The sequence below is a fragment of the Streptococcus sp. HF-2466 genome (assembly GCF_015594645.1).
Classification (GTDB): domain Bacteria; phylum Bacillota; class Bacilli; order Lactobacillales; family Streptococcaceae; genus Streptococcus; species Streptococcus anginosus.
This window is the reverse complement of the sequence record NZ_JADNQU010000001.1, coordinates 319600-334391: the sequence shown is the minus strand read 5'-3', so window position 1 is coordinate 334391 and position 14792 is coordinate 319600. Positions and strand designations below refer to the sequence as shown.

Here is a 14792-nt window from a genome sequence, read left to right as displayed (position 1 = left end):
AAATCATGAAAAGTAGTATAATAAATAAAATATGCAAAATACTTGCAAAACTGTAATTCGACTTGGGATTCCAAGGACCGTTAGTAAAAAAATTTGAAAAGGAGAATCAATGAGCAATATTAAATTGATTGCTTTAGGTGGCGTACGTGAGAATGGGAAAAATCTTTACATCGCTGAAGTGGATGAATCTATTTTTGTCCTGGATGTCGGATTAAAATATCCAGAAAATGAACAGCTTGGTGTGGATTTTGTTATTCCAAATATGGACTATTTGTTTGAAAATAAGGACCGTATTGCAGGGGTCTTTTTGACACACGGGCATGCAGATGCAATTGGTGCCTTGCCTTATTTACTTGCTGAAACGAAAGTTCCTGTATTTGGCTCAGAATTGACGATTGAGTTGGCTAAGTTATTTGTCAAAGGAAATGATACGGTCAAAAAGTTCAATGATTTTCATGTGATTGATGAAGACACAGAGATTGATTTTGGAGGTACAGTTGTATCTTTCTTTAAAACAACGCATTCCATTCCGGAGAGTTTAGGGATTGTTTTGAAAACGTCTGAAGGCAATATTGTTTACACAGGTGATTTCAAGTTTGACCAAACGGCTAGTCAGTCTTATGCAACAGACTTTGCACGTCTAGCAGAAATTGGTCGAGAAGGCGTTCTAGCTCTTCTTAGTGATTCTGCAAATGCGGATAGTAATATTCAAGTGGCAAGCGAGAGCGAAGTTGCAAAAGAAATTAGCAATACGATTGGTGATTGGGAAGGGCGCGTGATTGTTGCGGCGGTTGCAAGCAATCTTTCTCGTATTCAACAGGTTTTTGAAGCTGCTGCTAGAACGGGTCGTCGTGTTGTGCTGACGGGGTTTGACATTGAAAATATCGTTCGTACGGCTATTCGCTTGAAGAAATTATCACTTGTGGATGAACGTCTGTTGATTAAACCTAAAGAAATGTCCAAGTTTGAAGATCATGAACTGATTATTTTGGAAACTGGGCGTATGGGTGAACCAATCAATGGCTTGCGCAAGATGTCTATTGGTCGTCACCGTTATGTAGAGATCAAAGAAGGCGATTTGGTTTATATTGTTACAACGCCGTCTATCGCAAAAGAAGCTTTGGTGGCGCGTGTGGAAAACATGATCTACCAAGCAGGTGGTGTTGTCAAACTAATTACGCAAGATTTACGAGTGTCTGGACATGGAAATGAGCGCGATTTGCAATTGATGTTAAACCTCTTGCAGCCGAAATTCCTGTTCCCAATTCAAGGAGAATATCGTGAATTGGCAGCACATGCTAAAGCTGCCATGGCAATTGGTATGTTGCCAGAGAACATTTTTATTCCAAAACGTGGTAGCATTATGGAATATGAAAAGGGTGATTTTGTACCTTCTGGTGCGGTATCTTCTGGTGATGTCATGATTGATGGAAATGCGATTGGTGATGTCGGAAATATCGTTCTTCGTGACCGCAAAGTTCTGTCTGAAGACGGTATCTTTATCGTAGCTATTACGGTGAACCGTCGTGACAAGAAGATTATTTCCAAAGCCAAGGTTCATACACGTGGATTTGTTTATGTCAAGAAAAGCCGTGATATTTTGCGTGAAAGTGCTGACTTAATCAATAAAACAGTGGAAGATTATCTTGCAAAAGATAACTTTGACTGGGGTGAGTTGAAAGGCTCGGTGCGTGACAATCTTGCGAAATACCTCTTTGAGCAAACTAAACGTCGTCCAGCGATTTTACCCGTTGTAATGGAAGTGCGTTAAGCAAATAAATAAGTACATTTAACCTATAGTAACAAAAATAGTGGGGTCAGGACGTTTGTTCCAACCCCTTTCTTACATTTACATGAAAAGGAGAAAAAATGGCATTTTTCGAAATAGAGTATCATTCAGCAGTGTTGGAAATGGAGCGTCGTGTCAATGTCATCTATCCTGATGCGGATGCAGTAGCTCCCAGTCAGGTAGCAGATACGGATATTCCCGTTCTTTACCTTTTGCACGGTATGGGCGGCAATGAAAATTCGTGGCGAAAACGGACGAATATTGAGCGTTTACTGCGCCATACAAATTTAATTGTCATTATGCCATCAACAGATCTTGCTTGGTACACCAACACTGCTTATGGGTTGAATTATTATGATGCCATAGCAAAAGAATTGCCTGAGGTTATGCAGCGATTCTTCCCCAATATGAGTCGGAAACGGGAGAAAACATTTATTGCAGGCCTGTCGATGGGAGGTTATGGGGCTTATAAAATAGCCTTGACGACAGATCGATTCTCTTATGCAGGGTCATTTTCAGGTGCTATTGGGCTCGGTTTGGATGATGTGGATATAGAGGAACTTCCAGGCGGAACGCTTAACTATTGGCAAGGTGTGTTTGGCGATTTGAAAGCAGCTGATGTTAAGCGACATTTTTTGACGACAATGGCAAAGAAGTCAGATAAAAAGACTAAATTTTACGCTTGGTGTGGGGAGCAAGATTTTCTCTATCAAGCAAATGAAGTAGCTGTTAAACAATTGTGCGAATGTAGCTTAGATATCACCTATCATCATAATCTGGGAAAGCACGAGTGGTATTACTGGGAAAAACAATTAGAGGAATTTCTGAAATGGCTGCCGATTGATTTTGAAGTAGAAGAGCGCTTATCCTAAAGTTGCTTGAGAGATGCCCTTTTTGACAGAAATTTACATTTTTTTGTCAATATTTTATTCTTTCTTTTACAGTTCTCTATGTTAAGAAATTTTTAAGCGAATCTCATTATACTTACTCTTTACATTTGAGATTAGGAGGGAAGTATGAGGTTTATATTTCGAATATTTTCGGCGCTGTTGCGCTTGATATGGCGTTTAGTTTATAGCCTTGCATTAACAGCACTCTTTTTAGTGGGAATCTTGTATGTCATTAGTCCTTCTAAAAGCAATTTTTCGACAACACTTCAGCAAGATGTCAGTCAAATTTATCGATATGTAAGTGGACAGGATAGTCAGCTAGGTGTCGGGCAAAATGTGAAAGACCTGACCAAACAGCTATCGGACAATCATGGTCACCAAGCGTCTGGTGTCCGATGGGACACAGCGAGTGCTACGGTTTATATAGATACACAAGACGAGACATTTCGCTCAGCTTATCAGGAAGCCATTCGTGCCTGGAATCAAACGGGTGCCTTTACTTTCCAGATTGTAAATGATAAAAATCAAGCCAATATTGTAGCTACAGAGATGAATAATAGCACTGTCAGTGCGGGAGGCGAAGCAGAATCCAAAACCAATTTGCTGACCAAGCGTTTTACAAATGTAACTGTTCGACTAAATCGTTATTATCTATTAAACAGTCAATATAGCTACTCTTATGAGCGAATCGTAAACACAGCAGAGCATGAACTGGGACATGCGATTGGATTGGAACACAATGAAGAAAAATCTGTTATGCAATCTGCTGGCTCGTTTTATGGTATTCAAGCAGTAGATGTTCAAGCAGTAAAGGAGTTGTATCAAGCATAAAATGATAAGAAATATGTTTAAAATCATCAGATGTTTCTCAGAGCAAGTTTTCTTGTTTGTCTTTAATTCCAGCATTTTTGCCTGGCTTTGGCAAAGTGGTTCTGATATCGCAAATCGTATTGGAGTGACAGCTGCATGGCGAGAACATATTCCAGCTCCTATCCAAAGTTTTTTTGGCGAAAACAGTCAGGCAGTTCAAGGCTTTTTCAATCATTCAGCCGTGATGTGGTTGATTGGTTCTATGATGATCCTTTGGGTGATTCGTTTTGTAAAAGGAATCATCAAATTAGGGCTTTTTGCTTTGATTATTCTATTAGGTGTTTACCTTGTGATGCAAAATCAAGAAATTTTAAGTAGTTTTAAATGAAAATGCGGTCAAAATGAACCGCATTTTTGTTTTCTAAGATAGCAGTTAGGATAGGAATCTGCTATAATAGGGTTATGATTATTTTACAAGCAAATAAGATTGAACGCTCTTTTGCAGGGGAGGTTCTTTTTGATAATATCAACCTGCAAGTGGATGAACGAGATAGAATTGCCTTAGTCGGGAAAAATGGAGCTGGGAAGTCAACCCTGCTCAAGATTTTAGTGGGTGAGGAAGAGCCTACTTCTGGTCAAATCAATAAAAAACGAGATCTTTCCCTGTCCTATCTGGCTCAGGACAGCCGCTTTGAGTCGGAGAATACCATTTACGATGAAATGCTGCATGTTTTTGATGATTTACGTCAGCAGGAGCAACGATTGCGACAGATGGAGCTGTCTATGGGGGATTTGACTGGGACGGATCTGGAAAAACTGATGACAGATTATGACCGCTTGTCAGAGGATTTCCGTCAGGCAGGCGGCTTTACCTATGAGGCAGATATTCGTGCGATTCTTAATGGTTTCAAGTTTGATGAGTCTATGTGGCAGATGAAGATAGAAGAGCTTTCGGGCGGGCAGAATACTCGACTGGCTTTAGCAAAAATGCTGTTGGAAAAGCCAGATTTATTGGTACTCGATGAGCCAACTAACCACTTAGATATAGAGACGATTGCTTGGCTAGAAAACTACTTGAGCAACTATAGCGGAGCTCTCATCATCGTTAGTCACGACCGTTATTTCCTAGACAAAGTAGCCACTGTGACGCTGGATTTGACCCAGCACTCGTTGGATCGCTATGTGGGAAATTATTCTAGCTTTGTTCAGCAAAAGGAGCAGAAGCTCTTGACAGAGGCCAAGAATTATGAAAAGCAGCAGAAGGAGATTGCTGCTTTGGAGGATTTTGTTAATCGCAATCTAGTTCGGGCATCTACAACCAAGCGCGCTCAATCCAGACGCAAACAGCTAGAAAAAATGGAGCGTCTTGACAAGCCAGACAGAGGCAGTCGTTCTGCTAATATGACCTTTCGCTCGGCTAAGCCTTCTGGAAATGTCGTTCTGACTGTAGAAGATGCGGCTATCGGTTATGATAACCAAGTGTTATCCGAGCCTATCAATCTGGATATTCGCAAATTTAACGCAGTAGCTATTGTTGGACCAAATGGTATTGGCAAAACAACTCTTATCAAGTCCATTGTGGGACAAATTCCTTTTATCCGTGGTCAGGAGCATCTGGGGGCAAATGTGGAGCTGGGCTACTATGACCAGACTCAAAGCCGATTGACACCGAGCAATTCAGTCTTAGACGAGCTTTGGAATGATTTTAAACTAACGCCAGAAGTGGAAATTCGCAATCGTCTGGGTGCCTTTCTCTTTTCAGGCGATGATGTCAAAAAGTCTGTCAGCATGCTGTCAGGTGGGGAACGAGCGCGACTTTTACTGGCTAAGCTATCTATGGAAAACAAGAATTTTCTGGTGCTGGATGAGCCAACCAACCACCTAGATATTGATAGTAAAGAGGTGCTGGAGAATGCCTTGATTGATTTTGACGGCACTCTGCTCTTTGTCAGTCATGACCGCTACTTTATCAACCGAGTTGCCACGCAGATTATCGAGCTTTCTGATACTGGCTCCACTCTTTATCTGGGCGATTATGACTATTATCTGGAGAAAAAAGCAGAGCTGGAAGCTTTGAGAGAGGAGAAAGCTTCCGTGGCAGAACTCGCTCAGCTTCAGCCAGTCACCAACTACCAACTCCAGAAAGAAACGCAGAAAGAAGCTCGAAAATTAGCTCGCCGTTTGGAGCAGCTGGAAGCTGAAATTGAAGAGCTGGAGATGCAAACGACCGAGTTGACTACAGCTATGCAGGAAACCAATGACGCAAGCGAACTCATGGAGCTTCAGCAAAAGCTAGACCAGCTGACTGAACAGCAGGAAGCAGCCATGACGGAGTGGGAAGAAGTGGCAGAACAGGTGTGAGCGAGCTATTTTTAAGTCAAGAAAGTTCATCCGAAGCGAAGAAATTCTTCCCTGAGACTAAATCTCGAACGTTTCAAACGGGGATGAGAGTTTTTTGAGCAAAAAACCTCGTCCTTCATGAAGGATGAGGCAACTTTTAAGTAATTTGCCATTTTCCACATTTGGACGAGAAGTTTTAGGGGGAAATGGCTTTGTTCAGTTTTCGAAAGGAAGTTTTTGGAACAAATTCCGAACATTCTTGTTTCGGACAAAGCTTTTTTGAAAAAATAATGTCGGCCGATTTTCGGACAAGAAGATTTTGACAAAAAAAGACGTGTCCGAAAGTAAAATCCGAACATTTGAGACGGAATTACCCATATCCCTTTTTTTCTAGTAAGGTTATTTTGCTCGCCCGTTTGAATGAAGGAACTTTTAGGGCGAAGAAAGAATTTGATTGACGGGGAAAGTCAGGGGAAGTGTTCCATTTACTTGCTTTATCAGTAGTCCCCAGTCTTTTGAGGGCGATATATAGAAGTAGCAATCTTTGTAGAAGAGCAGATGAAATGCCTGTTGACCTAGAGGTTCAAATACTAGATTTGAAGTAGTACAGCTTTAATGTAATATCTGAAAAGACTAAAAATTGTGAAAGGAGTTAATATTGAAGAAATGGAAGCTTTAGGCAAGGTGTTTCGTGATTTTCGCTTGAATGGTAATTATTCTCTTGCTCAGGCAGCGGGGAATCAGGTATCAACTTCTCAGCTGTCCCGTTTTGAACGAGGAGAGTCTGAGCTAACAGTGGATAAGTTCTTAGCGGTTCTGGATAATATTCAGGTCAGTGTGGAAAATTTTATGGATGCAGCTAGAAACTACCAACGAGCTGAAATTGTTGAATTTATGTCCCACATTGTCCCGCTCTATTATGCTAAAGATATTGAAGGTTTTCAGAAGTTGCAGCATCAGGAGAGAGAAAAAGCTAGACAGCGACAGGATAGCCTCATTCATGAGCTCAATATTATCTTGGTACAAGGACTAATTTGTCAGCGAGATAATCGTTATGAGATGAAACCGACTGACCTAGAGCGTGTGGCGGATTACCTTTTTCAGAGAGAAAATTGGGGAATGTATGAGCTGATTTTAATCGGAAATCTTTATTCGTTCTATGAGGTGGACTATGTTTATCGGATGGGTAAGGAAGTTTTAGAGCGTGAATATTTTTATGAAAATATCAACAAGCATCGTCGGTTGGTTTTGATTTTGGCTCTGAATTTTTACCTGCATTGCTTAGAGGGAAAGGATTTTGAGAAAGCAACGTATTTCAAGAACGCAGTTGCTAAAATTTTAGATAAAGAAATTAAGCTTTACGAGCGGACAATTTTTCTCTATGTCAAGGGCTTTGAAGCATATCAAAAAGGTCAGCAGGAGCAAGGTATTGCAAAAATGAAAGAAGCTATTCAGATTTTTGAGACCTTAGAATTACCCGAACAAGTTGATTATTATCAAGAACATTACCAGAAATTTATTACACCAAAAATATAAAAAGAGAGACACTTTTCCCAAATACGGGAAAAATAGTGCCTTTCTTTTTTTATTTGTTAAAATATAAAAAAAGAATTTGGAGGTTTCTTTATGAACAAACAAGCGGTACAACTCATTGCACGCGGAGCTATCAACAAGATTGGCAATATGCTCTATGATTATGGAAACAGTATTTGGCTAGCGTCGTTAGGAGTTATAGGTCAGACCGTTTTAGGAATTTACCAATTGTCCGATTTAATAACAGCTATTTTATTCAATCCTTTCGGCGGTGTTATCACCGATCGTTTTTCTAAACGAAAAGTCTTAATGACAACTGACTTGATTTGTTCTCTCCTGTGTTTAGGAATTTCCTTTATTACTCATAAACAGTTGATGATTGGAGCTCTCATTTTCGCCAATGTGGTACAAGCTATTGCTTTTTCTTTCTCACGACCAGCAAACAAATCCTATATCACCGAGATTGTAAATAAAGAGGAAATCGTAGCTTACAATTCTCATTTGGAGGTGGTTTTGCAGTTAATCAGTGTGTCAGCTCCTGTCCTCTCTTTCTTAGTCATGAACTATGCCAATCTGCGGATTACTTTGCTTTTAGATGCACTGAGTTTTTTCCTCGCCTTTATTTTGGTTTATTTCCTACCTAACAAAGAACCAGAAATGAAATCAACTGGTAGGCTGACAGTAAGAGCAATTTTGGAAGATATGCGAGAAGGAGTGCTTTATATTCGACAACAAAAGGAAATCTTCTTTCTACTCGTAGTAGCATCTAGCGTTAATTTTTTCTTTGCAGCTTTTAACTACCTCCTACCTTTCACTAATCAGCTTTTTCAGCAAAAAGGAGCTTATGCGACCATTCTGACAATGGGAGCTATCGGCTCTATCATTGGAGCACTCTTGGCAAGTAAGATTAAGGATACTATGGAGAATTTGCTAACCACCCTTTGTCTGACAGGTTTAGGAGTTGTAATAATAGGGAGTTCTGCTATTTTTCCTGTTCCTGCTTATCTAGCTTATGGCGGTAATTTTCTTTGTGAGTTATTCATGACAGTTTTTAACATTCATTTTTTCAGCCAGGTGCAAACCAAGGTTGACAATCAGTATTTAGGTCGAGTATTCTCTGCTATTTTTACACTGGCTATTCTTTTTATGCCGCTTGCAACAGCAATTGTGACATTGATTCCAAGCGTACACCTGTTTTCTTTTATTGTCATTGGCATTGGAGTGATGAGTCTGGCTGTTTTCTCAATTTTTTATCAAAAATCATTGCAAACAAAAGGAAGCTGAGACAAAAGTGCTCAGCTTCCTTTGCTTATATAGTCAGAATGATAAGACGTAGTAGTTTGGAGAAGCTCTATTGACTTTAGTCAATGTAGAGTTTCCAATGCACAATTGATTAGGCACTTTAGTGCCAATCAAACACTGCTGAGTGGACTCTAATGCGTTGATAAATCAACTTTTACATCCCCACTCTCATTTTATACCCCTATTCAAACTCTGCCTTGCTCTTGACGTCGCCGTATTCTTCGGGGACTTCTTGCGCTAGAATGTCCTCGTAGTTGGCGAGTGGAGTATCTTGGCCATATTTATTCTTCAGGGCGGTTGTCACTAGGCGGTAAGCTAGATTGGCATTGCGGGATAGGATAGGACCGTGGAAGTAAGAGCCAAAGACATTCTTGTAGTGCACGCCTTCGCTTTGGTCTTCCTTGTTGTTTCCATTCCCATAAATAATTCTGCCGAGCGGTTTTTCGTCTTCAGATAGAAATGTCCGTCCTTGGTGATTTTCAAAACCATAATAGGTTTCGTCAAATTCATCATTATGAATCTTGATGTCGCCGATATAGCGATTATTTTTTTGATTGAGAGTGTAATGTCCCATAATTCCAAGTCCCTCAATCCGCCGACCAGAAGCTTCAATGTAATATTGACCTAGAAGCTGAAAGCCACCACAAATAGCTAGCACCACGCCGTCATGATGGATAAATTCTTCCAAACTATCTTTTTTTGCAGGCAGATCTCGTGCCACAATGGTCTGCTCGTAGTCTTGCCCTCCGCCGAAAAACGCCAAATCATAGTAATCTTTATCAAACTCATCTTCAAGTGAGACAATATCAACTTGAACGCGAGCGCCTAACTTTTCAGCTACATATTTGAGCATGAGAATATTGCCATTGTCACCGTAGGTATTCATGAGATTGCCATAGAGATGAGCAATCTTCAAATCATAAGTATAATCCCGATTTTCAGGAGAAGTTAGTGATGTATAAACCATTAGTTCATCTCCTTTCTGACGACTTGATGAGAAGCCAGCAATTCGCGAAACTCTAGCATGGCGGTGTAAGTAGCTAGGATATAGGCATGCTTGGTTTCTTGGTTTTTAATTTTTTCAAAGACCCGGCTTAAATCAGCTACTTCACTGATTTGTTCAGCATTATAGCCAGTCACCCGCAAGCGTCGGGCAATCTCAGAATGACGAACCCCGCCAGCAATCATATGCGGGATATCCATGTTTAAAACCTGCTCAAAATCTGCATCCCAGATCCAGCTCGTATCGATACCGTCCGCATAATTAGCATTGAGCAAAACGGACAAGCTAAATGGATAAGGAGCTAGTTTAATCATTTCTAGAGCTTGCGTGGCTCCAACAGGATTTTTAATGAGAACTAGCGTACACTCCTTGTCGCCAATCTTGAAAGTTTCCTGACGTCCGAAAACAGCTCTGCTCTTGTCAAAACCAGTCTTGATAGTAGTTGGCTCAACTCCAAAGAATTGAGCAACGGAAACGGCAGCTAAAGCATTGTAGATATTGTAGAGACCACCGATGTTAATGTGATAGCTTTGACCGTCAATGACAAAATCCGAACTGTTGTGACGAAGACTGGTCAATTGGGTTAGTTTGTAGTCTAATTCAGGGCGCCTAAAGCCACAGTGCTCACAAATATAATCGCCTAGATTGGCATAAGTGTTGAGCTTGTATTTTAGAATGTGCTGACATTTAGGACAGAGAATACCCTCCGTATTGTAATGAGCTAGTTTTGGCTCTCCTTTTTCTGTATCAAAACCATAATATTGAACCGGATTTTTGAGAGTAACAGAGTTAAACAGCGGACTGTCTCCATTTAGCAAGACGGTTGCCGTAGGAACCTTTTGAGCAGCATCCAAAATCATTTGGTAGGTCGTGTAAATCTCCCCGTAACGATCCATTTGGTCGCGGAAAATATTGGTAAAGACAAAAAGGCTCGGTTTAATGTAGTCGCAAATGCGTGAAAGACTAGCTTCATCAATTTCCAGTACAGCGATATTCTTGCCAGATTTTCCTTTTTTTGCGGTTAGGAAAGTGGTTGTAATGCCGCTAATCATATTGGCTCCGCTGGGATTGGTCACTACTTCGTCAAAAGCCTCTTTGAGGATTCCAACTGTCAGAGCAGTAGTCAAGGTTTTCCCGTTTGTCCCTGTAATCACCACTACTTCGTAATCACGTGCTAGTGTATTTAAAATGTCGTTGTCAAATTTCAGGGCAAGTTTTCCAGGCAGAGTTGAACCACGTCCCAGTTTACTTAAAACAAAATGGGAGGACTTCCCTGCAAGAGTACCCAACATAGTATTTATCTTCATAAGAAATATTTTATCATAAAAAAGTAAAGAAGGTTACAGAAAAATATCTTGAAAAGTGATATAATAATTAAGAATGTTTTTAGGTTGAGAAAGAGAGGACACTGAAAATGAATTTTCAGCAATTGTCCAATCTCCAATATTGGTCTAGTTTATTTTCTAGCCCTTGGAGTATTGTTACCAATATTATCGATATTGCACTGGTTGCTTGGATTTTATTTTATTTTACAAAAGCAATCGCTGGTACTAAAATTATGATTCTCGTTCGAGGGGTTTTAATCTTTGTGCTGGCTCAGATTCTTGCCAATGCCATTGGTTTAACAACGGTTTCTTGGTTGATTAACCAAGTTATCACCTATGGGGTTATTGCGGCAGTTGTGATTTTTACACCTGAGATTCGTACAGGTCTGGAAAGGCTGGGGCGTGCTACCAATTTGTTTTCGACAGCACCCATTAGCTCAGAAGAAAGAATGGTGCAGGCATTTGTCAAAGCAGTGGATTATATGAGTCCGCGGAAAATTGGGGCTCTCGTTGCTATCCAAGGTAGCAGAACCTTGCAAGAATACATTGCAACAGGGATTCCGTTGGACGCTGATGTATCTGGTGAGTTGTTAATCAATATCTTCATTCCCAATACACCGCTGCATGACGGAGCTGTCATTGTAAGAGACAATAAAATAGCCGTTTCTTGCGCTTATCTTCCGCTCACAGAAAACACAGGTATTTCTAAGGAATTTGGAACACGTCACCGCGCGGCAATCGGTCTGTCAGAAGTGTCCGATGCCCTTACTTTTGTAGTATCGGAGGAAACTGGAGGGATTTCAATTACACATAATGGAGTTTTCAAGCATAATTTGACATTAGAGGAATTTGAAGCAGAATTGCGGAAAGTGCTGATCTCAGATGAACAACCAAAATCACCATTTAGAAATCGTGTGCTAGGAGGTTGGAAACATGAAAAATCGTAAACAGATTTGGTACATCATTTCTTCCATCTTTTTTGCGGGTGTTTTATTTATTTACGCCACCACTACAAATTACCAAAATAATTCAAATGCTAGACAAACAACTTCTGAAACCTATACCAACACCTTGCCTAGTGTACCAATTGATATTAAATACAATAGTGAAAAATATTTTATCAGTGGGTTTGCATCTGAAGTGTCAGTAGTGTTGACAGGCTCTAATCGTGTGACTCTTGCTAGTGAAATGCAAGAAAGTACACGAAAGTTTAAAGTTGTGGCGGATTTGACAAAAGCTACAGAAGGAACGAGAGAAGTACCTTTGGCGATTAAAAATTTACCAAGTGGGTTGACTGCGACTGTCACACCAGCTAAGATTACAGTGAAAGTTGGCAAGAAAGCAAGCAAGACAGTTGAAGTGAAAACAACTATCAGTTCAGCCCAGTTAGCAGATGGGTTGATGGTTGATCGCGTGACGGTTGGTGACAATAAGGTAACTGTTACAAGTGACGAAGATACGCTGGCTAAGGTCGATCATGTAGAAGCGGTAGTGCCAACTAGTGAAAAAATATCAGCTAACTATTCAGGAAATGCCCCACTACAGGCAGTTGATGCAAATGGCACAGTTTTGCCAAGTGTGATTACTCCTTATGAGACAACCATAAAAATTACTGTTAAATCATCAAGTTCGTCTTCGAGTTCGACGAGCTCATCCAAATAAAAGTATTGAAAGGATTTTATAAAAATGGGAAAATATTTCGGAACGGACGGAGTTCGTGGAGAAGCAAATGTGGAGTTAACACCAGAGTTAGCTTTTAAATTAGGGCGTTTTGGTGGTTATGTATTAAGCCAGCATGAGAAAGATGTACCCCGTGTCTTTGTAGGACGTGACACACGTATTTCAGGAGAAATGCTGGAAAGTGCTTTAGTAGCTGGACTTCTGTCTGTTGGGATTCGTGTTTATAAGCTCGGAGTTATTGCCACACCAGGCGTTGCTTATCTGGTGAAATCTGAGAGAGCAAGTGCTGGTGTCATGATTTCAGCTAGCCACAATCCAGCGCTTGACAACGGTATTAAATTCTTTGGTGGCGATGGCTATAAATTGGACGATGAGCGTGAATTGGAAATTGAAGCTCTTCTTGATGCCAAGGAAGACGATTTACCGCGTCCAAGTGCGGAAGGTTTAGGAACTCTTATGGATTATCCAGAAGGGTTGCGCAAATATCAACAATATCTCGTGTCCACTGGTCTTGATTTAGAGGGAATGAAAGTTGCCCTTGATACAGCAAATGGTGCTGCTTCAACGAGTGCTCGTCAGGTATTTGCGGATTTGGGAGCTAGATTGACGGTCATCGGGGAAAATCCAGATGGGCTAAATATCAACTTGAATGTTGGCTCTACACATCCTGAAAAATTGCAAGAAACAGTCCGTGAATCAGGTTCAGCACTTGGTCTGGCATTTGACGGCGATAGCGATCGCTTGATTGCAGTTGATGAGAATGGTGAGATTGTCGATGGCGATAAAGTTATGTATATCATCGGAAAATACCTCTCTGAAAAAGGTTTGCTTGCTCAAAATACAATTGTAACAACTGTTATGTCAAATCTTGGTTTCCATAAAGCTTTGGATCGTGAAGGCATTAACAAGGTGATTACAGCTGTTGGTGACCGCTATGTTGTAGAAGAAATGCGCAAATCTGGTTACAATCTGGGCGGTGAGCAATCCGGTCATGTCATTATCATGGATTATAATACGACGGGTGACGGTCAGTTGACAGCTGTTCAATTGACAAAAGTAATGAAAGAAACAGGTAAACCTTTGTCTGAATTAGCGTCGGAAGTAACGATTTATCCACAAAAATTGGTCAATATTCGTGTTGAAAACAGCATGAAGCACAAGGCCATGGAAGTTCCTGCTATTAAAGCTGTGATTGAAAAAATGGAAGAAGAAATGGCTGGCAATGGTCGCATTCTTGTTCGTCCAAGCGGAACAGAGCCACTTTTACGGGTCATGGCAGAAGCACCAAGCCATGAGGAAGTAGATTACTACGTCGATACAATTGCAGATATTGTGCGCGCTGAAATCGGTATTGAATAAAGTAAAGAAGCTCTTGTTTGTACAGCAAACAAGGCTTTTTTCTTTCTATTGTAACTTGTTTTGTCAATCAATTTTTTATATAATACAAGCAATATATGAGGTGATGATGTGAAAACAAGAGGATTATTGGTACTGGATGTAGACAGTACCTTGATTAGAGAAGAAGGAATCGATTTGCTAGGTGCTGCAGCAGGAGTTGGTGAGCAAGTCGCATCCATTACAGAACGGGCTATGCAAGGGAAATATGATTTTGAGACAGCTTTGATAGAACGCGTGGCCTTGCTCAAAGGACTTCCTAAAACAATTTTTAAACGAGTTTTTAAGCAAATTCATTTTAGCAAAGGTGCTCAAGAGTTGATAGAGGAAATGCATCAGCGTGGATACAAGGTTGGCATTGTATCAGGCGGATTTCATGAAATGGTAGACGAATTAGCCACGAAATTGAACGTAGATTATGTAAAAGCTAATCGTTTAGAAGTGAAAGATGGTAAGCTAACCGGCAAAGTTTTAGGAACAATTGTCACAAAAGAAGTCAAAAAAGCAATACTAAGACAATGGGCGGAGGAAAATAACTTGACTCTGGCTCAAACTATTGCTGTAGGAGACGGTGCCAATGACCTCCCGATGATATTGACGGCAGGAATCGGGATTGCTTTTAACGCCAAGCCTCTTGTGAGAGAACAAGCGCCGTATCAAATCAATCAAACGGACTTGTATCAGGTTGTAAAACTTTTAGAGGGGATAGAAAGTGAGGACTAAGC

General features: G+C 40.5%; 13 protein-coding genes. 11 read left to right on the top strand and 2 right to left on the bottom strand.

Annotation, left to right across the window (positions count from 1 at the left end; all coding sequences use genetic code 11):
* Positions 1 to 109: 109 nt before the first annotated feature.
* The 7 genes from IYQ91_RS01695 to IYQ91_RS01665 all read left to right on the top strand — a co-directional run bounded on the left by IYQ91_RS01695 (position 110) and on the right by IYQ91_RS01665 (position 8646).
* A complete protein-coding gene (locus IYQ91_RS01695) occupies positions 110 to 1771 on the top strand; it encodes a ribonuclease J (RefSeq protein ID WP_049508163.1) in 1662 nt (553 codons plus the stop codon).
* Positions 1772 to 1869: 98 nt separating this feature from the next.
* Positions 1870 to 2661, top strand: a complete 792-nt coding sequence (locus IYQ91_RS01690; protein WP_195672883.1) for an alpha/beta hydrolase — start codon at positions 1870 to 1872, stop codon at positions 2659 to 2661.
* A 144-nt stretch (positions 2662 to 2805) separates the two neighbouring features.
* On the top strand, positions 2806 to 3510 hold the full coding sequence (locus IYQ91_RS01685; RefSeq protein ID WP_195672882.1) for a M57 family metalloprotease: 705 nt from the start codon (positions 2806 to 2808) through the stop codon (positions 3508 to 3510).
* Between the two features lies 1 nt (position 3511).
* Positions 3512 to 3877, top strand: a complete 366-nt coding sequence (locus IYQ91_RS01680) for a hypothetical protein (protein WP_195672881.1) — start codon at positions 3512 to 3514, stop codon at positions 3875 to 3877.
* Positions 3878 to 3951: 74 nt separating this feature from the next.
* Entirely contained in the window at positions 3952 to 5850 is a 1899-nt protein-coding gene (locus tag IYQ91_RS01675) for an ABC-F family ATP-binding cassette domain-containing protein (RefSeq protein ID WP_195672880.1), read from the top strand.
* Between the two features lie 645 nt (positions 5851 to 6495).
* Positions 6496 to 7365 (top strand): helix-turn-helix domain-containing protein, encoded by an 870-nt coding sequence (locus tag IYQ91_RS01670; protein WP_195672879.1) that lies wholly within the window; start codon positions 6496 to 6498, stop codon positions 7363 to 7365.
* A gap of 90 nt (positions 7366 to 7455) precedes the next feature.
* Positions 7456 to 8646: an MFS transporter gene (locus tag IYQ91_RS01665; protein WP_195672878.1), complete on the top strand. Its 1191-nt coding sequence runs from the start codon at positions 7456 to 7458 to the stop codon at positions 8644 to 8646.
* Between the two features lie 199 nt (positions 8647 to 8845).
* Here the strand turns inward: IYQ91_RS01665 and gatD are convergent, their stop codons facing one another.
* Both gatD and murT read right to left on the bottom strand, forming a co-directional pair.
* Positions 8846 to 9631 (bottom strand): lipid II isoglutaminyl synthase subunit GatD, encoded by a 786-nt coding sequence (gene gatD / locus IYQ91_RS01660; protein WP_195672877.1) that lies wholly within the window; start codon positions 9629 to 9631, stop codon positions 8846 to 8848.
* On the bottom strand, positions 9631 to 10974 hold the full coding sequence (murT, locus tag IYQ91_RS01655) for a lipid II isoglutaminyl synthase subunit MurT (RefSeq protein ID WP_195672876.1): 1344 nt from the start codon (positions 10972 to 10974) through the stop codon (positions 9631 to 9633). The genes gatD and murT overlap by 1 nt, the downstream gene beginning before the upstream one ends.
* Positions 10975 to 11081: 107 nt before the next feature.
* Here murT and cdaA point away from each other — a divergent pair, with 107 nt between their 5' ends.
* From cdaA to serB, 4 genes are all read left to right on the top strand, one after another.
* Positions 11082 to 11939, top strand: coding sequence for a diadenylate cyclase CdaA (gene cdaA / locus IYQ91_RS01650; RefSeq protein ID WP_049508177.1), 858 nt, complete (start codon positions 11082 to 11084; stop codon positions 11937 to 11939).
* Positions 11926 to 12654: a YbbR-like domain-containing protein gene (locus IYQ91_RS01645; protein WP_195672875.1), complete on the top strand. Its 729-nt coding sequence runs from the start codon at positions 11926 to 11928 to the stop codon at positions 12652 to 12654. The genes cdaA and IYQ91_RS01645 overlap by 14 nt, the downstream gene beginning before the upstream one ends.
* 24 nt (positions 12655 to 12678) lie before the next feature.
* On the top strand, positions 12679 to 14031 hold the full coding sequence (gene glmM, locus IYQ91_RS01640; RefSeq protein ID WP_195672874.1) for a phosphoglucosamine mutase: 1353 nt from the start codon (positions 12679 to 12681) through the stop codon (positions 14029 to 14031).
* A gap of 108 nt (positions 14032 to 14139) precedes the next feature.
* Complete coding sequence (gene serB / locus IYQ91_RS01635) at positions 14140 to 14790, top strand: phosphoserine phosphatase SerB (protein WP_195672873.1); 651 nt, start codon at positions 14140 to 14142, stop codon at positions 14788 to 14790.
* The last annotated feature ends 2 nt before the right edge of the window (positions 14791 to 14792 follow it).